This is a genomic window from Bacillus sp. MM2020_4, assembly GCF_011250555.1.
Taxonomy (GTDB): Bacteria; Bacillota; Bacilli; order Bacillales; family Cytobacillaceae; genus Neobacillus.
In genome coordinates, this window is sequence record NZ_JAANMZ010000014.1 from 19,674 (window position 1) to 39,120 (window position 19,447).

General features: G+C 41.1%; 16 protein-coding genes. 6 read left to right on the forward strand and 10 right to left on the reverse strand.

Going from position 1 to position 19,447, the window contains the following annotated elements:
* Positions 1-42: 42 nt before the first annotated feature.
* Positions 43-231 carry a hypothetical protein gene (locus G6554_RS11220; RefSeq protein ID WP_166241794.1) on the forward strand — a complete coding sequence of 63 codons (189 nt, stop codon included), beginning with the start codon at positions 43-45 and terminating at the stop codon, positions 229-231.
* A gap of 74 nt (positions 232-305) precedes the next feature.
* Here G6554_RS11220 and G6554_RS11225 read toward each other — a convergent pair whose 3' ends face one another.
* Complete coding sequence (locus G6554_RS11225; protein WP_166241796.1) at positions 306-1,145, reverse strand: YitT family protein; 840 nt, start codon at positions 1,143-1,145, stop codon at positions 306-308.
* Positions 1,146-1,433: 288 nt separating this feature from the next.
* Here G6554_RS11225 and G6554_RS11230 point away from each other — a divergent pair, with 288 nt between their 5' ends.
* The 3 genes from G6554_RS11230 (at position 1,434) to G6554_RS11240 (ending at position 3,219) form a co-directional block, all read left to right on the forward strand.
* Positions 1,434-1,601, forward strand: coding sequence for a hypothetical protein (locus G6554_RS11230; RefSeq protein ID WP_166241798.1), 168 nt, complete (start codon positions 1,434-1,436; stop codon positions 1,599-1,601).
* Positions 1,602-2,191: 590 nt separating this feature from the next.
* Entirely contained in the window at positions 2,192-2,737 is a 546-nt protein-coding gene (locus tag G6554_RS11235; RefSeq protein ID WP_166241800.1) for an HXXEE domain-containing protein, read from the forward strand.
* Between the two features lie 17 nt (positions 2,738-2,754).
* Positions 2,755-3,219, forward strand: a complete 465-nt coding sequence (locus tag G6554_RS11240; RefSeq protein WP_278187244.1) for a staygreen family protein — start codon at positions 2,755-2,757, stop codon at positions 3,217-3,219.
* An 84-nt stretch (positions 3,220-3,303) separates the two neighbouring features.
* On the opposite strand, the gene G6554_RS11245 is transcribed toward G6554_RS11240, so the two are convergent.
* The 6 genes from G6554_RS11245 to G6554_RS11270 form a co-directional block, all read right to left on the reverse strand.
* A complete protein-coding gene (locus G6554_RS11245; RefSeq protein WP_166241802.1) occupies positions 3,304-4,305 on the reverse strand; it encodes a Gfo/Idh/MocA family oxidoreductase in 1,002 nt (333 codons plus the stop codon).
* 108 nt (positions 4,306-4,413) lie between these two features.
* Entirely contained in the window at positions 4,414-5,304 is an 891-nt protein-coding gene (locus G6554_RS11250; RefSeq protein WP_166241804.1) for a beta-1,2-mannobiose phosphorylase, read from the reverse strand.
* A 17-nt stretch (positions 5,305-5,321) separates the two neighbouring features.
* A complete protein-coding gene (locus G6554_RS11255) occupies positions 5,322-6,401 on the reverse strand; it encodes a glycoside hydrolase family 130 protein (RefSeq protein ID WP_166241807.1) in 1,080 nt (359 codons plus the stop codon).
* Between the two features lie 21 nt (positions 6,402-6,422).
* Positions 6,423-7,250, reverse strand: coding sequence for a carbohydrate ABC transporter permease (locus tag G6554_RS11260; RefSeq protein ID WP_166241809.1), 828 nt, complete (start codon positions 7,248-7,250; stop codon positions 6,423-6,425).
* Entirely contained in the window at positions 7,240-8,127 is an 888-nt protein-coding gene (locus G6554_RS11265; protein WP_166241811.1) for a carbohydrate ABC transporter permease, read from the reverse strand. Before G6554_RS11265 ends, G6554_RS11260 begins: the two co-directional genes overlap by 11 nt.
* Before the next feature lie 13 nt (positions 8,128-8,140).
* Complete coding sequence (locus G6554_RS11270) at positions 8,141-9,466, reverse strand: ABC transporter substrate-binding protein (protein WP_166241813.1); 1,326 nt, start codon at positions 9,464-9,466, stop codon at positions 8,141-8,143.
* Between the two features lie 255 nt (positions 9,467-9,721).
* On the opposite strand from G6554_RS11270, the gene G6554_RS11275 reads away from it, so the two are divergent.
* Entirely contained in the window at positions 9,722-10,780 is a 1,059-nt protein-coding gene (locus G6554_RS11275) for a LacI family DNA-binding transcriptional regulator (protein WP_207342980.1), read from the forward strand.
* Between the two features lie 322 nt (positions 10,781-11,102).
* Here G6554_RS11275 and G6554_RS11280 read toward each other — a convergent pair whose 3' ends face one another.
* Positions 11,103-12,314: a multidrug efflux MFS transporter gene (locus tag G6554_RS11280; protein ID WP_166241815.1), complete on the reverse strand. Its 1,212-nt coding sequence runs from the start codon at positions 12,312-12,314 to the stop codon at positions 11,103-11,105.
* Positions 12,315-12,405: 91 nt separating this feature from the next.
* Positions 12,406-12,969, reverse strand: coding sequence for a cysteine hydrolase family protein (locus tag G6554_RS11285; protein ID WP_166241817.1), 564 nt, complete (start codon positions 12,967-12,969; stop codon positions 12,406-12,408).
* A 107-nt stretch (positions 12,970-13,076) separates the two neighbouring features.
* On the opposite strand from G6554_RS11285, the gene G6554_RS11290 reads away from it, so the two are divergent.
* Positions 13,077-13,688, forward strand: a complete 612-nt coding sequence (locus G6554_RS11290; protein WP_166241819.1) for a TetR/AcrR family transcriptional regulator — start codon at positions 13,077-13,079, stop codon at positions 13,686-13,688.
* A 251-nt stretch (positions 13,689-13,939) separates the two neighbouring features.
* Here the strand turns inward: G6554_RS11290 and G6554_RS11295 are convergent.
* Positions 13,940-19,447: immunoglobulin-like domain-containing protein (locus tag G6554_RS11295; protein ID WP_166241821.1), on the reverse strand; the 5,508-nt coding region annotated here is incomplete at its 5' end.

Genomic DNA, 19,447 nt, shown 5'->3' on the forward strand with positions numbered 1-19,447 from the left:
TCCTAAAGCTATAAAAATACTTATTATATAGGGGGATGGACGATGAGCACGGAAGAAGTAACGAAAATAATCGCGGTGAAAAAAATGGATTTAGAGGAATGTGAACAGGAGCTTAACTCACGATACTACCCATCCGTTGTAAGACTGGCCATGATGCATTACATAACAGAGTTGCGGCACCAATTAAATATTGTGAATGGTGATGAATGGAACAAGATTGAAAATGGATAAAGAGTGTTAAAAAGGTGTCAGGCACCGTGTAAATATTTACCATATGGTGCCTGACACCCCCCTTTGAACTACTATTATGCTTTTGAAATATCAATAAAGCCTTCACCGAACACATCACGAACATCGTGGATGGCGATGAATGCATTGGGATCAGTCGATTGAACAATTCGTTTCAACTTGATGACTTCTTGCTTACTAATCACAATATAGAGAATTTCCTTTGGGGTTTTTGTGTAATACCCATGCCCCGAATAAACGGTTACCCCTCTGTCCATGGATGTCGTCACCTGCTCAGCAATGTCATTCGGTTTATCAGAAATAATCGTAATGGCCTTCTTGGGATTCAAGCCTTCAATGACAAATTCCATCACTTTTGTCCCAACATACAACATAATAATGGTCAGCATCAACTTTTCTGCGCCAATGATAAAATAAGAGGAAAGCGCCACAATTAAATCAAAGAACAATAAACCATAGCTAATACTCCAGCCTAAAAACTTATGGGTAATCCTTGCTAGGATGGTCGTGCCCGCTGTTGTTCCACCCACCCGAATAATCAAGCCAATTCCGGCCCCTATAACAATTCCTCCAAAAATGGCATTCACCATCATCTCATCAGAAGCAATCGTCCAGCCCTCGGTCAGATGAAGAAAAAGCGAATTAAACACGACGGCAATAATCGTATAAATCGTTGTGACCTTATTTAAAAATTTATAACCAACAAGTAACAAAAAGGCATTTAAAATTAAGTTGACTAACCCTGGTGACCACTCAAATAAATAGTAGGTAATAATGGTGATCCCCGTTACCCCGCCTTCCCCAAACTCGTTCGGAATAACAAATACATTCACACCTAACGCAAACAGAAATGCCCCAATCATGATTATCATAATATCTTTGCTTATTTTTTTCATATACTACCTCACAATTATTTCTTAAGCACAAACTCACATCATTATAGCGCGGAACATTTGCACGTACAATACACTTTGATAAATGACTTGGAGCCAATGTCCACAGGACTATGGGAAAAAACGCAAGATTCGTAGGCAAAACCCCTACATATATAGCCGTTTTATCCGCTTGCTTATTTGGGAAAAAGTAGTCACTATTTATCCTGTTTTTTGTGACATAAATCACATTTAATTTTAAAAAAATCAATTAAAATGAGGGTAAGTTTTTTAAACAAGGGGGACCATAAAATGTTTGTTGCTTGGTTTACTGTCATCACTGTTTTTGTCATTTGTACGTATTTAACCATTTCTATTTTCGATGGAATTGAAGAAATTGATGCACAGGATTTAGCCGACCTACAATCAACACTTAAAAACATGGCCGGAAATAAAGAACATTTGAAACAAGCCATCTAATACATGTAAAACAGCTTCCAGGCGAAGCTGTTTTTTTGCTATTATGCCCCCCCTGGAAGTCTACTTAATTTTCATTAAGCAGCGCTACCAAACTACTTTTCACTCGTTATTTCCAAACCGCCACACGACAAACTTCGCACCTAAAAAATCATTTAACCCGCTCTTTAACAGCAAAGGCAGCACATTCAATCAAACATTTGATTAACACAAAATAACCTAATGAATCATTTGATTAAATGTGGCCAAAACCCTTACATTTCACGTATTTAGACTAGTTTGCCGGAAAAAACCTGTCGATAATAGGACCCAATCTTCGACAATGATCATCAATAATAACTTATAAAAACGATGAATCTACAAAAATGGACACGTTTTGATCCTAATCAAACGATTGATTAAAACCACCCCACCACCGATAAATAAAGAGTTTCTATTATAAATTGTGTCGAGATATGCTACCCCCGATACACGACGAGACCTCCTCTAACCCACACCCCAAAGTTTAGTTTAGCGGAGGTCTGCCCCGCCAATTTAAATCATATTATGTAGTAAGTAGACATGCTCAACTACCCCAACCCAGGAGGAAAAAGATGCCGACGATCGTCCATGAATCTCTCTATCTTGAAATTATCATTTGGTTATTCCCTATCACGTTCATGTTTCATGCCTTAGAGGAGATCATCACCATTGAGAATTTCCTAAAAAGACACAAACATACCGTTCCACCCACTTTTCTCGGTAAAATGACCTTAACCATAAAAAAAAAGTTGGGTGCGACTTCCCCCCAGTTTTCTATTAGTATGGCATGGATCTTACTGTTCATTTCCCTGATTACCCTGATGACCGCCTGCCTGCTGCCAGTCGGGAAGGCAAACTTTCTGCTCTATACGGCAATTCTGAACCTATTCTTCCTACAGGCCTTTTCCCATATTGGGCAAACCATCGTACTCAAGGGCTATACACCAGGTGTGATAACGGCAATAGGCCTGGTGATTCCCTATTCTCTACTCATGTATTGCCTCTTGTTTAAAGGAGGTTTCATCGATGGACATTTACTGGGGAAGAGTATTCCCTTTAGCCTGTTAATGGTACCCATTTTTCTAGTAGGAAATCTCATGGGCCGAAAATTCAACTGATTTATGAAGGGGTGATAATGATGAGCCAGTTTCAAGCCTCAAAGCTACATACCACCTTTTTACCCTCAGCCAACGAGACACTGCCTGTTAGTGGTCGAAAGTATACCTTGACACATTCTGATACAACGGGTCATTTATTTTTGACCGTTGGCCCTTACTATAACCTGACCGCTATTCATGTACATATGCGTGATGAGGTTTTAGCAGAATGGACCAGACAACAGGATCAATTTACTTTCGTGGCCCATGTCTATGTAAGCGGAGGGGAATTTGATGAACAGGCAGCTAAAAAGCGCTTCATGATCTTCCAGCGTGAAGCCCCACTTGCCTTAACAGCTATCTTTTATGGTGATCGCGCCTTTTTCAGCAACTACCCACAGTTACTGGATTCTCCCATCTATCTTTATTTCGAATCCACCTATTCACCCTTTCATCAGGTGCTTTACTACGGAACCCCTCGAAACTATATACAGCCTGAATAAAAACGAGTGAATCCGAACTACTTTACCCTCACTTTAACTGCAAAGGCAGCAAAAGTTTCGAGGTTCCTTCCAAACTATCAACCTCTACCCGTAAATTTGATCAATTATCTGTGAAACTTGCAGAGCCTCCTCCGGCAGGACAAGTGGTTTCTCTAAACCTAAGCAGGCATGTATAAAATTTTTCGCTTGCGGGATGCCTGGATCATCCTCCCCTGGAAGCCACACCGGCTCACTATTTACCAACATTCCCTTCTTTGTTGTATAGAGCTCAAGGGGAAATACACTTAACCCGCCCTCTGTACCAGATATACTTAAATGCTCACGATCCCCTTTTATATTTGCAGACCATGATGTTTCAAAAAGTAATGAAGCGCCAGTTTCAAATGTCATATAGGCCGTTACATGATCATCAACAGCAAATGTCTCATGATTAAATGCACCAAGAAGGTTCACTTGATTAGGGGTTTTGCTTAATGCATTATACGTACTTCCCAATACGGTCGTATGTTTTGGATTCCCCATCAGCCATAGTGCTAAATCAAGGAGGTGACAACCATAATCAATGAGACTTCCACCACCTTGAAGTGCTTTATCGGTGAAAACTCCCCAGCCGGGAACTTTGCGCCTCCTTAAGGCTTGAACCCTAATCACGAGAGGGGTTCCAATTTCTTCGATACACAACTTCGCAGCTTGAGCTTCTTTCTTAAATCGATAATGGTAAGCGATAGCTAGAACCTTTTCTGCCTTTTTAGCTGCTGCCATCATTTCTTCACATTCATTCCCACTTAGGGCCATTGGCTTTTCACATAGGACGTGAATGCCTGCATTCAGTGCCGCAATTGAAATTTCAGCGTGGAATTTATTGGGTGTACAAATACAAACAGCATCTACTTTACCGAAAAGATCCTGATAATCTTCAAACACGTAAGGGATAGCGTATTTTTCCGCTACCAACTTCACTTTATCAATATGATCACCACTTATCGCCGTTACCGTACAAATCTCGTTTAATGTTAGAAAGGCTGGGATATGACGGCTTTCTGCGATCCTCCCAGCTCCAATAATTCCTACACGAAGTTTTTTCACCACTACACCTTCTCATCGTAAGAGATCGTAAAATACCTTTCATACAAAAATGACAGAGAGGTAAACCCCGCTGTCATTTTTTTGATCGAACCTTCTATTTTCCCTGCCTTAAAATACAACGTCCTTCTTTGCAATGGCAGCAACACCAATAGCAGTGTCTGCACCGCCATAATAGACATAATACGTATCATTTAGTTCAACCTGACCACCGCTGAACACAACGTTTGGTACACACCCTTCTTTTTCCCAGGTTAGTTCAGGTTCAAAGATTGGCTCCTTTAATCGCGCCAAGACCTTGGACGGATCCTGCTTATCCAATAGGGCTGCCCCTAAGCGATACACTTTATGACGATCAACCGCATGATAGAATAACAACCAGCTATCCTCCCGTTCAATAGGAGGACCGGCAGCACCAATCTTTTCACTTTCCCACGAATTAGGAATGGGTTCCATAATGACTTTATGGTTATCAAAGTCATAGAGATTCTCAGATTCACATAGCCAAATGGCCGGCATGCGCCGATGCAATAAGAGGTACTTCCCGTTCACTTTTCGCGAAAATAAGGCACCATCCTTATTCGGCTCATCCAATAACACCCTGCGATTCTCCCAGGTAAGGAGATTCTTCGAGGTAGCCAAGGACATCCTGAAATCTCCCTTAAATCGTGCACCATAGCCGGTATACACCATATAAAATGTATCATCAATTTTGGTAATCCTCGGATCCTCTACTCCCCAAGACTCTTGAGCACCCTCCCCCACCATAACGGGTAGATCCAGACGGGAAAAATCAACGCCGTTTCTACTTACCGCATAGCCAATTGATGAGGTATATTCACCATGTTTACCGTCACAAACATTATCAGTGGCGCGGTACAAGAGATGAACTAACCCATTTTCAGCAATAGCCCCAGTATTAAAAACAGCTGTTTTTTCCCACTCATGTTGAGGGATAGGGGATAAAATTGCTTGTTCTGTTACCCGTTTTAGCTGAAACATACATTCCTCCTAAACTCTTAAACACCTAAGCATTTATAGATTTCATCCACGGTAATTTCCGCCAAAGCCATGACGTTATCGGCACCACCGTAATATATTTTCACATTATTTCCCTCTGCCACGACGCCGCATGAGAAAACAACATTTCCAAAGAATCCTTCTACTTCATATACGGCTTCAGGCTCAAGGATCGGCTCTGACGTTTTAGCCAAAATTTTAGTAGGATCTTCAAGATCTAATAACACAGCTCCAAGAGTATAACGGTTGGTTTCATCGGCACCATGATAAATTTCAATCCAACCCTTTTCCGTCCTAAATGGTACGGCACCCCCGCCTATCTTCTGTGACTGCCAGCCCTCACCAACGCCCATCAAGAATTCATGTTTCCCCCAGTGAAGTAAGTCAGGGGAGGAAGCCGTCCACATTTGCGCCCGGCCAATTTGTTTCGGAACAGGACGATGCAGGGCAAAATAGTGCCCATTAATTTTTTCAGGGAAAATAGTGACATCTCTATTTTCAGTCGTAAAAATAATCCCTAGTCTTTCTACCGTTACAAAGTCTTTTGTTCTTGCTAGGGCCGTTGTAATCCCCTTTTCACTTACCGCCGTATAATTAATGTAATACCATCCATCAATAAAGGTTATTCGGGAATCCTCTGTACCAAATGCTTCATATTGATTATCTGGAAAAATAAAGGCATGATCGTCTACTTCAAAGTCCACACCATTTTTGCTTCGAGCCAAACGTAAGTGAGACATACTCGTAAGGTAAACATACGTATCAATATCCTTTTGTTTTACTTTACGCGGGTCAGAAAAGTCATATCGGCTATCACTCTTATCCATTTCATGAATGGTTAATTGGTAGTGGCCGTCCACTTCCTTTAATACAGGTACTCGTAACACACTCTCATTAGCCTGAACAGGTCTTTCCGCTACGCGCAATAGCAAAATCGTTTCATCCTGATAGGTAGCTACACCAGCATTAAAAACACATTCTACCGTAAAATCCTCCCGGAGGGGCGACACATCTGCTGGTGTCAAAATAGGATTATGTTCATAGCGATTTATATTTACTTTCCTTGTTTTCGTGTTCATTGGGTTCACCCTCTAGAAGTTTTATTTAAAGACAAATTGGATTCCTTGTGTAAAGTTTTTCCGGAAAATGATAAACAAAATGATGATTGGCAGCGTCAGCACAACCGATGCTGCATACATCGGACCAGGATAGGCCGCATATGGCCCAAACATTTGTGCAAGAAGAACGTTAATTGTTAATAAGCTCTCATCTTTAACGACCAACATATCCCATAACAATTCCACCCATCTTTCCATGAATAGAAATAAAAAGATGATTGTCGTAATACCCTTAGACATAGGTACGACGATTTTCCAGATCACTTGTAAAGTGGTGGCCCCATCCATTTTAGCCGCTTCAATCACCTCATCAGGCAAAGCACGAAAGAAGTTAACATATAAGAATATGGCCCACAAGCTTACTGTTTTTGGCAAAATCATGCCCCAGTACGTATCATAGAGACCTAGATTTTTCACAATCAAGAAAGTCGGAATTAACATGATGATCGCTGGGAAAAACATTTGAAATAATATTACGTTGTTTAATATACCTTTTCCCCTAAACGGAACCTTCGCCAAGGCGTAAGCAGCTAGGGCACCTGTCACAACCATCAGAACGGTAGAGGCAGTGGTTACAATAATACTGTTGAAGAAGGCACGCAGCCAAGGCTTCGTCGCCACCTCATCGCTTCCTAAAAACATCCATTCATACGAACGCAACGTTAATTTATTGGGGATAAATCCTTTATCCACTTGATCCCAAGGTGCAAGGGAACTAATAATCATATAGGCATAGGGATACACCATGACAAGAAGAATCAAGATGGCTAGAATATACAGCAACGTTGTTTTCAGCCTTTTACCACCCATTTTTAGCCCCCCATTTCTCAAAGATCTTTTTAAAGATGGATATAGATAAGAAGGTCACAATCGCATTAAAGATGGCAATTGTCGCTCCATATCCTGTATTTAATTTATTAAAAGCTTCATTATAAATTTCAATATACCAAGTATTGGTAGATAAATTCGGACCACCGTTGGTTAATACATATGGTTCTGTAAAGATATGAAAGACAACACCGATAGCCAGAATAGTCACAGTAAATAGAGCAGGATATAATAATGGAAGTGTGATTTTCCACAGCTGCTTCCACTTCGTAACACCATCAATTAAGGCTGCCTCATAAACATCCTTCGGAATACTTTCCAATCCAGCAATTAGGATTAAGGCATAATATCCGCCGAACTTCCAAACCATCATTAATACGATGATGATGGGAGTGAGCTGTTCAGAGTTCAACCAATCAATGTTGAGATTCCATGTTTCACGCAGCCAGATGTTAAGCGGGCTATCATAGCTGAGAACACCGCGCACGACAATGGATGAGGCTACACCTGAAGCAAGATACGGCAGGAAGTAACCAATGATAAATATGCTCTTGTAACGTGGGAGCGCATTGACTAATGTAGCTAAAAGGAGCGATAGACATAGAACAAGTGGAATGTACATAAATAGAAACTTAAAGGTTACAAAAAATGCGGCACGGACACCTTCATCGAAAAATGCCTCGTTATAATTTTGCACTCCGATCCATTCCATGACCGGCGAAATCAAGTTCCAATCGGTAAAAGACATATAAAATGCCCAGCCCAATGGGATTAAGAAAAATACTAGAGAATAGATAAGGTAAGGGCTGGTCAATGACCAGCCTGTTACCTCATGTATCTTGTTGACTTTAGGGCGCATGAAAAATCCCCCTTTATTTAATGGCCGATTCTACGTTCTTTTTCACATCATTCCAAGCATCTTTAGGTGAGCTTTTCCCTTGCAAGACAGGAATAAGTCCTTTATCACCAATAGCTGTTTGAATATCTACAAAATTGGCATTATCGATAGCTGGGACACTATTTTTCACTGAATTGGCATACGTTTTGAGTTCTGTGTACTTGTTTAAAAGCTCATCGAATGCCTTATCATCTAAATTATCGCGTGCAGGGATTAGATTTGTGGTTTCTAACCATTTCACATCATGCTGGATATCTGAGAACACCCAGTTGGCAAAATCAAAGGCTGCTTGTTGTTGTTCTTTCGTTGCCGTTGCATAAATGACCAGTCCTTTTGAGTCCGCTACCGTTTTCACGTCTTCAGTAGACACTCCGTCTGGTACTGGTGGACTAGCTACGGCAAAATTTTGTCCTTCTTTTAAATCTGGATATTTTTCACGTAGTGCTTTAAATTTGAACGGCACCATCTGTGTTGCTACGCTCAGGCCCGTTTCAAATGGATCGGTTGACTTTTGTGATAACAAGAGCCCCTCTTTATTCAGGTCATCAAGGAATGAAAGTACTTCCGTTCCATTCTTATCTTTCGCAACGAACTTGTTTCCTTCAATAAATGCATTACCATTGCTTGCTGCATCATAAAGAGTGAGGAAATCCCACCATCTTTTATACCAAGCATTATTCATAAAATCAGCATTGGCCCAAACCATTTTTTCCGGGTATTTTGCTTTTAGTTTCTTACCCGCTTCTAACACTTCGCTATAGGTTTTTGGCACCTCGTTGACACCAGCTTCTTTTAATATATCTGTGCGCCATACAAACAAAGATGGGTTAGAGAATACTGGAAGTACATATTGATGCTTGTCGCTGAAAGTCCATCCTTCCATAATGTTCTTCATATTTCGCTTTTCTACAGTTTCATCGAAGCTTTTAAAGCTATCAAGCGGAACAATCGCTTTGTTTTCTGCTAGTTGTGCGGCAAATCCACGGAATACATTCTCAGACATAGTAGGTGCCGTTCCGCCAGCGATAGCAGATTGAATACCTGCTTCTGACGTTGGTGACTCAGGCATTGCACTTACATTGATTTTTACATTTGGATGATCTTTTGTATATTCGACCGCCATGTTCTCCCAAAATGCTTGTTGTTGAGGAACTGGCGCTGACCAGAAATCAATTTCAACTGTTTTTGAATCAGATGATGATGTTTTTTCATCGGCTTTATCTTTTTGGCAACCAGCCAAAACCATCGATGATGCTACAACAGATAGCAGCATCCCCTTAACAAATTTTTTCGGTTTCATATACTTTCCTCCTAGTAAATAGTTGCACCAACCAATCCTTGTGAAGGAATGAAACCGTTCACAATCAGCGGTACTTGAATGGGCTTGATTGCCCTTGAATAAAATATACTACCATTCAAGTAAAACTTCAAGACATTTTTCAAGTAAATTAACTTTAATTAACTTGAACTAGTGATTTACTTTCATTAAAATAAGTTCTATAATATGAGATATATCTGATTGGACGGTATAACCGATTCTTAAGGAGTACTGAGAATGAAGAAACGAAGAAAAATCACAATGAAAGATATCTCTGATAAATTAGGTATCTCCATAAATGCTGTATCACTTGCACTAAACAATAAATATGGTGTAAGTGAAGAAACTAGGAATGATGTCTTGCGAATGGCCGACGAGCTTGGCTATTTTTCCGATACGCAGCCTAAATCCGTACAAGTAAACAATGAAAATATATGCTTATTATTGAACAATCGTTATCTTCGTAATCCCTCTTTTTATTCCAAAGTTGTATTCGGTATTGAGGAGGAGGCAAAGCAAGGGCCAGAACCATTAGATCTTATTGTCAACTTCTTTAATGATGATCAATTACAGATTCCTTCCTGTATTGAGCAAAATAAAGTAGTTGGAATTTTGATAGTGGGGAAAATAAAGGATGCCTTTCTTGAAGAACTTTCAGCATTCGGGATTCCAATTGTCCTGGTCGACCATTTTTCCCATACTCATGCAATGGATGCCATTTTGACACAAAATGCTGCCGGCGCTTATCTCGCAACCCAGCATGTCATTAATAGAGGCCATTATGCCATTGGGTATGTAGGCGATATTGACTTCTCATTAAGTTTTAAAGAACGATGGTTTGGATTCTATACCTGCGCGAGAGAAATGGGAATTTGCGATGATTTGCATCTTTCCCATTTGTTCAAGTATTCTATCACCAAAAATATTGCTCATGCGGTCATGGATAAGGACTACCAATTTCTCGCGAACACAATTAAACGGTTAGAGGAATTTCCAACGGCATGGGTTTGTTGTAATGATGAAACGGCCGCTGCCATGTATCATGCTCTTGAACTGTTAGGAATAAAAGTACCTGAGCAAGTATCTCTAGTAGGGTTTGATGATACGGAAATTTATAATATTTTAGAAATGGGACTTACCACCATCCATGTCATGAAGGAAACAATGGGGAAAACTGCCCTGCAAACATTAATTGAACGGATTAAGAAACCAACGAATGTCAGCAAAACCATCAGCCTGCCGGTTACACTTGCAGAGAGAGGCTCTGTCAGGAATATGAATACCTCACAAGAGTAGCAATAACTAAGGAAGGTCCTACCCCAGTGGATAGGACCTTCCTTTTTTATTTGTCCAAGTCAAGTATGAACCTGCACTTCGGGCTAGACTATTCTCCGGCTGTGACAAGCACCGGATATTCGCGTTGATTTAATTAACTTAATTAGTATCCCGACCCCTCTAATACTGGAAGGGGATTCCCAGTTTTTGTAGAATTGATTCCCGAATTTGTAGAATAAGTTTTAATTTTGAAGAAAAATCTCCTCAATTGTAGATTTCCTTAGCTATTTTGTAGAATTCCAACCCAAACCTTTTTCAACTGAAACAAGCAACCCAAGACAAATTAAGCTTGGTTCGATACTATTTCTTTCCTATTCATTTTTTTATATAACTTTATATAAACCCAAACCGCATTTATGAGTAATACAGCACTGGTAATAAAGAAGACAGATCTGATACCAAAATGCCCTGCCATCTGTCCCCCTAAAGTTGTCCCGCCAAAGACCCCTAAATACCCTGCCGACATGGTAATCCCAAACACTCTGCCCGTCATAAAATCCGGTGTAATTTTCTTAAGCAACGTATTAACAGATGGTATTAGGCCTGCTGTGGCCAATCCTAAAATAAATCTTAACCCCATTAATTGCCATGGGTTCGTTACAAAGGCTTGCGGTATAAAGATAAGCCCTGCCACTATAAGAGCTACAAGGATTACTTTTTGTGTTCCAAGCTGATCAGACAGTTTGCCAAGACTTGGAGCGGCAATCATACTTGCCAGTCCAGAAGCTGAGAAAGTCATTCCGGCTAACAAAGCCACATGGCCAGAACTCCTAGTTAATTGTGTAATATAGAGGGTAATAATAGGTTCAATGGAATAAAGTGCTAGTGTTAGCGCAAAAAAAGTCACAAACAACGTGATGGTTAAACCTTTTTCAGGAATCTGCCTCCATATCTCCTTCATGGGAAGAATCTTTTTATCTTGGCGAATAAACGATTCTTTTACAAATAAGGCAGTAGCAATAAAGGATAAAATCAATAAAGCACCTGTTATGAAGAATACATCTTGCAATCCCGTACTCTCGACCAAATAACCGCCAATGAGTGGGCCGAGCAAAGAACCAGCCGTACTGGCAGTTGAAAGTGTTCCAAGCGCATATCCCGCATATTCTTTATCTGTTTGTGTAGCGATTAACGCTGTACATGCGGAGCCATAACCGGAAATGACTCCCAGCAATAATCGTAATCCAATCAGTTCATAGACATTGTGGGCAATCCCCATCCATCCGATCACAATGCCCATTCCGAGGCTTGCCCGGAGCAGCATCGGCTTTCGTCCATATTTATCAGCTGCACTTCCCCAGATAGGAGAGAACACAGCTGAAATGATAAACGTAGCCCCGAAAGCAAATCCCGAATATTGCGCAATTATAGCGGCATGATGAATACCGAGGTGATCGATATAAAGTGGCAATATGGGAGCAATTTGACTCAAGCCTATGCTCGACATAAACATCCCAAACCAACATACCATTAAGTTCCTTTTCCAGATTGGCATGAATGTCACCCCTGATTTTAAGCTGCAAAATAAAACCAACCAGCCCCCCCTGTATGAGATGCTTGTTGGTTCAATTCACTATATTTAAAAATTAACGCAGGGTATCAATCCAAGTATCAACCGTTTGAACACCGGCTTGGCGCGGAAAAACCTTTTCCATAAGCACACGGTGAACTTCCGGATCAGCATCGAGACAGGCATCCGATAGCACCGTTAAGGAAAAGTCCTTATCTGCGGCTTCCCTTACAGTGGATAGGACAACTCCACTTGTCGAAATACCGCTAAGAACAAGTGAGTCGATTTGCTGTGAACGAAGAATGAGCTCAAGAGTACTGCCAGCAAATGCGCTAAAACGATACTTCGTGACAACCGGTTCATTTGCTTTTGGTTGTACGGATTCATGAATTTGTGTACCCTGATCATTCACGGTCATGCCACCAGATTTTGCAATAGCGGAGAATGCCTGATTTTGAGGGTTAACCTCCGGATAGCCTTCGCTAAATCCCACTCGAACAAAAATAACCGGAATATGGTGTTGACGAGCCGCTTCAATCGCTTTTTGAAAGGGTGTAAGGATTTCTGTATTTTCAGCAAAACGGGATACAATACCATTTTGCAGATCCATTACTAACAATGCCGTTTTTTTATTTTGCATAAGTTGTCATTCCCTCCAATTTCATTTAGAATTTAAACGGAGATATCTCCTCTTTTTTATACTAAGTGGAGACATCTCCGTTTGTCAAGTTGATAGGATGTGATAGCATGGTAAATAACGAGACTACTCCCCCTGCTCGGACTGAACGACGTGATGCCGCAAAGAATCGTCAGCTTATATTAGATACAGCTCAACTACTATTTGAACAACATGGTGTAGAACAGGTAAGTATGAATCAGATTGCCACAGAAGCACAAATCGGTCCAGGGACCCTTTATCGCCGGTATAGAAACAAAGGTGAGGTATGCCTGGATTTAATTAAGGACAGTATTGATCAATTTTTCGAGGAAATGGAAACCTATTTGGAAGAAAACAAAACCGTTTCGGCTGACCTAAAAATGAAAGAGATTATCCGCTTTTTTATTCGTTTCAGAGAAAGAAAAGCACAACTGCTCAGAGGAGTCGAGGAAACAAAGTCGACGAACCCACTTAAGTCCCGTAGCCAAAGTCCACTATATGTCGAAATACACCAAATACTGGTTCAACTATTTGACGAAATGGCAGCAAACGGCGAAACCACTCATTCACATAGTGTCTTTAAGGCTGATATGGTGCTGACCGCTTTAAGCAGCGATTCCTACTTTTTCCAAAAAGATGTGCGGGGTTATTCGCCTGAAGACATGTTGGAACTACTCTGTTCGACATTTATTACGAATTAACGTAACTACAAAAAAGGTTCTTTCTAGGTAACTTATCATATTGAGCCCTTTAAAGGCGAGCACCCCAAAGGATGCCTACATTTGTTATTAAATTTAATTCACCCACCACCAATAAATAGAGAGTTTCTAATATAAAATGCCTCCGTAACCTAATATGCCTTTCCAACATGAAAAACCCAGCTGCCTTCACATGGGAAGTTGCGCTGGGTTTCTTTATTATTTACTTTTTTGTCAGAGACTAGGGTAACCCTCTATTTCATTGGTCTTACTTTCCTCGACCTTCTATTAAACAGTAATAGACCTGCCCCTACACTTATTAAAAATAATCCCACTAATAATAGGTTATACATAGAGGTTGAAGTATTTGGTAATGTACCTTCTGCTTTGTTCTTTTGACTGTTCGTTGTAGCAACCACTTTATTGTCTGAAACTGGTTCATTACCAGATGGCTTTTCAGTTTCAGGTGTTTTGGCACCATTCGAAGGTGTTACTGTTCCCGGATTCTTTCCACCTTCGGATGGAGTTTCTGTCCCCGGATTGTTCCCATCCGCTGGTTGTTGGTCTGCTTGAGTATCAATCTCAAAGATTGTAAATGTACTAAACTTGCTTACTAGGAATTTAATTCCGATCGGCTTTCCATTTTCATAAACAATTTCTCCATTGACAACCTCTTTTTCTCCATCTGTATGTTCAATAAACACACGAAGCATATCGAGGTTGATGCCATCGTATAAAACATCATCAAGCGGTATCGTTACCTCTGTTTCATAGCCACTATAATTTGTTTCGATTTCCCTAGGTGTTCCTAGAACTTTGACACCTTTACCATCTACTTCTTTCACTGCATTTTGAACCATGTCATTCACTTTTGTGCGATCTATTACATTCTCTTTTTCTTTCTGTTGTCTAATCGGCACAATACGGAAAAATAAATCTATTCCATTGTGTTGCAGCTTCTGTAAGGTAGTAGCTGCTAAGTATAAATTCCCTTGATCCGTTTTTACTTCTAAATCTCCCGCCATTCTCGAAATGATGTGTAATGGCATTTCAATGGCAAGCTCATCTGCGATATTGGCTTGATCATCTGGCAGGTAGAGCTTAACTCGTTCTGTTGTGGACGCCGGTATAATGGTATCGTCAACGATTAATTTATCAATTTTATTACTAATGGAACCTGTAGTTGAATCAAGTAAATTAATTCGTTGAATGGCTGGTGGTGCCCCTTCTGCTAATCCAATTTCTACATTTACATTTCTTTTTACTTCTTCAAATACTTTGGTCCCTACAAGGTTACTTTTAACAACCAATAGAAATGTTTTTTCCAGGCTCTTGTTCCCGCTACTAACATTTGCTGTCAAGATCATTGTCTTATCCTTTTCTTGACGGTGGACAATGGCGGTATGATCATTGATTGAAACAACGTTTGGATTGTTAGATTTCCATGTGATGGTTGTTCCATATTCCCCCTTAGGCAATAAAAGGAATTGAGAAGTAATACTTTCCCAAGAATCGTGCTCATTAAATGTAAAGGCATTGTCTCTCGTTAATGAGAGCATGTCCACGTATAGTTTATGAAACTTTTTAAGTCTTTCCTTTTCAAGGAGATCAGTAACCTGAGCGATTAGTTGAACAATTTCTTTGTTTTCTTCTACTTGGAATTCCTCATCCTCTTTTGGTTGATCTCGTTTGGATAATTCTTCGATTGCCTTTTCTGCTAGACGTATATAGGCATCCTGTTTCTCTGAATCTGACTTTCCAGAGCTACCAATGGCCTGCTTGATCATTTCAGCATCATCGGCTTTTTCAAAAATGAACGGGCTATTTGGGTGGAGAACTTTATTTGCTAAGAGACTATACAGCTCTTTCTTATCCATCTCATCCAATTGACTACCTGCAATCTCCATTAGGATATCTCTAGCAGATTGGATATTTTTGGCCTCTTCTATTTCTTTTTTGATTTGTTCTTTATACATGGTATTCCATTCTTTATGAAGCTCTGTTATTGCACTCACTAAGTCTGCAGTTGCTTCATGGATGGCATCGCTAGTTGGTTGATTGGCTGTAAGGGCCTTTTCCAACTCACCTGCCGCTTTTTCGACTGCTTTATATACGTCAGAAGACTCCTTGCCACCAGAATGGATGTAGCGATCTTCCACTGCTTCCCCTTGCTTCTTCACTTCTTCTGCCGCTGTCATGGCATTGGTTAATTCTTTCGCTTTGCTGGCTTCGTTTAATGCATCGACTGTTTCTGTTACCACTTTTGTGGCCTCTTTGATTTTTTTCGTATCCTGCGGGTTTTCTGCCAGAGCTGCATTTAGGTCCTCTACGCCCTTTTCTACCGCTTTATAGTCAGTCGCAGTTTCCTCGCCACCAGCTTTGGTGTAACGGTCTTCCGCTGTTTCAACTTGTTTCTTCGCTTCTTCCGCCGCTGCAATCGCATTGCTTAATTCTTTCGCTTTGCTAGATTCGTTCAATACTTTGACTGCTTCTGTTAACGTTTTTGTGGCTTCTTTGATTTTTTTTGTATCCTGCGGGTTTTCTCCCAGGGCCGCATCTAGCACTGTTTTTGCTTTTTCTACTGCCTTATATTCTTCGGCAGTTTCCTCGCCACCAGCTTTGGTGTAACGATCTTCCGCTATTTCAGCTTGTTTCTTCGCTTCTTCTGCAGCTGCGATCGCATTGCTTAATTCTTTCGCTTTGCTAGATTCATTCAGTACTTTGACTGCTTCTGTTAACGTTTTTGTGGCTTCTTTGATCCTTTTCGTTTCCTGCGGATTTTCTGCAAGAGCCGCTTCTAGTTCTGCTTTTGCCTTTTCTACTGCTTTATAATCAGTCGCAGTTTCTTCGCCACCAGCTTTGGTGTAACGGTCTTCCGCTGTTTCAGCTTGTTTCTTCGCTTCTTCTGCAGCTGCGATCGCATTGCTTAATTCTTTCGCTTTGCTAGATTCGTTCAGTACTTTGACTGCTTCTGTTAACGTTTTTGTTACTTCCTTGATTTTTTTCGTATCCTGCGGGTTTTCTGCCAGAGCTGCATTTAGGTCCTCTACGCCCTTTTCTACCGCTTTATAGTCAGTCGCAGTTTCCTCGCCACCAGCTTTGGTGTAACGGTCTTCCGCTGTTTCAGCTTGTTTCTTCGCTTCTTCCGCCGCTGCGATCGCATTGCTTAATTCTTTCGCTTTGCTAGATTCATTCAATCCTTTGACTGCTTCTGTTAACGTTTTTGTCGCTTCTTTGATTTTTTTTGTATCCTGCGGGTTTTCTGTCAGAGCCGCATCTAGCACTGTTTTTGCTTTTTCTACTGCCTTATATTCTTCGGCAGTTTCCTCGCCACCAGCTTTGGTGTAACGATCTTCCGCTGTTTCAGCTTGTTTCTTCGCTTCTTCTGCAGCTGCGATCGCATTACTTAATTCACTCGCTTTGCTAGATTCGTTCAATGCTTTGACTGCTTCTGTTAACGCTTTTGTGGCTTCTTTGATTTTTTTCGTATCCTGCGGATTTTCTGCAAGAGCTGCATTTAGATCCGTTAAGCCCTTTTCTACCGCTTTATATTCATTGGTAGTTTCTTCGCCACCAGCGTCGGTGTAACGATTTTTCGCTGTTTCAGCCTGTTTCTTCGCTTCTTCCGCCGCTGCAATTGCATTGCTTAATTCTTTCGCTTTGCTAGATTCATTCAGTACTTTGACTGCTTCTGTTAACGTTTTTGTAGCGTCCTTGATTTTTTTCGTATCCTGCGGGTTTTCTCCCAGGGCTACGTTTAGGTCAGCTACGCCCTTTTCTACCGCTTTATATTCATTGGTAGTTTCTTCGCCACCAGCGTCGGTGTAACGATTTTTCGCTGTTTCAGCCTGTTTCTTCGCTTCTTCCGCCGCTGCAATTGCATTGCTTAATTCTTTCGCTTTGCTAGATTCATTCAGTACTTTGACTGCTTCTGTTAACGTTTTTGTAGCGTCCTTGATTTTTTTCGTATCCTGCGGGTTTTCTCCCAGGGCTACGTTTAGGTCAGCTACGCCCTTTTCTACCGCTTTATATTCATTGGTAGTTTCTTCGCCACCAGCGTCGGTGTAACGATTTTTCGCTGTTTCAGCCTGTTTCTTCGCTTCTTCCGCCGCTGCAATCGCATTGCTTAATTCTTTCGCTTTGCTAGATTCATTCAGTACTTTGACTGCTTCTGTTAACGTTTTTGTGGCTTCTTTGATTTTTTTCGTATCCTGCGGGTCTTCTGTCAGAGCCGCATCTAACTCTGTTTTTGCTTTTTCTACTGCCTTATATTCTTCGGTAGTTTCCTCGCCACCAGCTTTGGTGTAACGGTCTTCCGCTGTTTCAACTTGTTTCTTCGCTTCTTCTGCAGCCGCAATCGCATTGCTTAATTCTTTCGCTTTGCTAGCTTCGTTCAATGCTTTGACCTCTTCTGTTAACGCTTTTGTCGCTTCTTTGATTTTTTTCGTTTCCTGCGGATTTTCTGCAAGAGCCGCTTCTAGTTCTGCTTTTACCTTTTCTACTGCCTTATATTCTTCGGTAGTTTCCTCGCCACCAGCTTTGGTGTAACGATCTTTCGCTGTTTCCGTTTGTTTCTTCGCTTCTTCTGCCGCCGCAATGGCATTGCTTAATTCTTTTGCTTTGCTAGATCCATTCAGTACTTTGACTGCTTCCGTTAACGTTTTTGTCGCTTCTTTGATTTTTTTCGTATCCTGTGAGTTTTCTGTCAGGGCCATATTCAGGTCCGCTAGGCCCTTTTCTACCGCTTTATATTCGGTCGCAGTTTCTTCGCCACCAGCTTTGGTGTAACGGTCTTCCGCTGCTTCTGCCTGTTTCTTCGCTTCTTCCGCCGCTGCAATCGCATTGCTTAATTCTTTCGCTTTGCTTGCTTCATTTAATGCCTTAACAGCTTCATTTAACGTTTTTGTGGCATCTTTGATTTTTTTCGAATCCTGCGGGTTTTCTGCCAGAACTGCATCTAGCTCTGCTTTTGCCTTTTCTACCGCTTTATATTCCGCGGCAGTTTCCTCGCCACTAGCGTCGGTGTAACGATCTTCTGCTGCTTCAGCTTGTTTCTTCGCTTCTTCTGCAGCCGCAATTGCATTGCTTAATTCTTTCGCTTTGCTAGACTTATTCAATGCTTTGACTGCTTCTATTAACGTTTTTGTCGCTTCTTTGATTTTCTTCGTATCCTGCGGGTTTTCTGCTAGGGCCATATTCAGGTCCACTACGCCCTTTTCTACCGCTTTATATTCCACGGCAGTTTCTTCACCATCAGCTTTGGTGTAACGATCTTCCGCTGTTTCTGCTTGCTTCTTCGCTTCTTCCGCCGCTGCAATCGCATTGCTTAATTCTTTCGCTTTGCTAGACTTATTCAATGCTTTGACTGCTTCTGTTAACGCTTTTGTCGCTTCTTTGACTTTCTTCGTATCCTGCGGATTTTCTGCAAGAGCTATATTCAGGTCCGCTACGCCCTTTTCTACCACTTTATATTCATTGGTAGTTTCTTCGCCACCAGCGTCGGTGTAACGACTTTTCGCTGTTTCAGCCTGTTTCTTCGCTTCTTCTGCAGCCGCAATCGCATTGCTTAATTCTTTTGCTTTGCTAGATTCGTTCAATGCTTTGACTGCTTCTGTTAACGTTTTTGTTGCTTCCTTGATTTTTTTCGTATCCTGCGGGTCTTCTGCAAGAGCTGCTTCTAGTTCTGCTTTTGCCTTTTCTACCGCTTTATATTCCGCGGCAGTTTCTTCGCCACCAGCTTTGGTGTAACGATCTTCTGCTGC

Excerpts from the sequence above, each read along its gene's own strand:
- G6554_RS11220 (WP_166241794.1), top strand. The coding sequence starts at position 43 with ATGAGCACGGAAGAAGTAACGAAAATAATCGCGGTGAAAAAAATGGAT.
- G6554_RS11225 (WP_166241796.1), bottom strand. The coding sequence starts at position 1,145 with ATGAAAAAAATAAGCAAAGATATTATGATAATCATGATTGGGGCATTT.
- G6554_RS11230 (WP_166241798.1), top strand. The coding sequence starts at position 1,434 with ATGTTTGTTGCTTGGTTTACTGTCATCACTGTTTTTGTCATTTGTACG.
- G6554_RS11235 (WP_166241800.1), top strand. The coding sequence starts at position 2,192 with ATGCCGACGATCGTCCATGAATCTCTCTATCTTGAAATTATCATTTGG.
- G6554_RS11240 (WP_278187244.1), top strand. The coding sequence starts at position 2,755 with ATGATGAGCCAGTTTCAAGCCTCAAAGCTACATACCACCTTTTTACCC.
- G6554_RS11250 (WP_166241804.1), bottom strand. The coding sequence starts at position 5,304 with ATGTTTCAGCTAAAACGGGTAACAGAACAAGCAATTTTATCCCCTATC.
- G6554_RS11255 (WP_166241807.1), bottom strand. The coding sequence starts at position 6,401 with ATGAACACGAAAACAAGGAAAGTAAATATAAATCGCTATGAACATAAT.
- G6554_RS11260 (WP_166241809.1), bottom strand. The coding sequence starts at position 7,250 with ATGGGTGGTAAAAGGCTGAAAACAACGTTGCTGTATATTCTAGCCATC.
- G6554_RS11265 (WP_166241811.1), bottom strand. The coding sequence starts at position 8,127 with ATGCGCCCTAAAGTCAACAAGATACATGAGGTAACAGGCTGGTCATTG.
- G6554_RS11270 (WP_166241813.1), bottom strand. The coding sequence starts at position 9,466 with ATGAAACCGAAAAAATTTGTTAAGGGGATGCTGCTATCTGTTGTAGCA.
- G6554_RS11275 (WP_207342980.1), top strand. The coding sequence starts at position 9,722 with ATGAAGAAACGAAGAAAAATCACAATGAAAGATATCTCTGATAAATTA.
- G6554_RS11280 (WP_166241815.1), bottom strand. The coding sequence starts at position 12,314 with ATGCCAATCTGGAAAAGGAACTTAATGGTATGTTGGTTTGGGATGTTT.
- G6554_RS11285 (WP_166241817.1), bottom strand. The coding sequence starts at position 12,969 with ATGCAAAATAAAAAAACGGCATTGTTAGTAATGGATCTGCAAAATGGT.
- G6554_RS11290 (WP_166241819.1), top strand. The coding sequence starts at position 13,077 with ATGGTAAATAACGAGACTACTCCCCCTGCTCGGACTGAACGACGTGAT.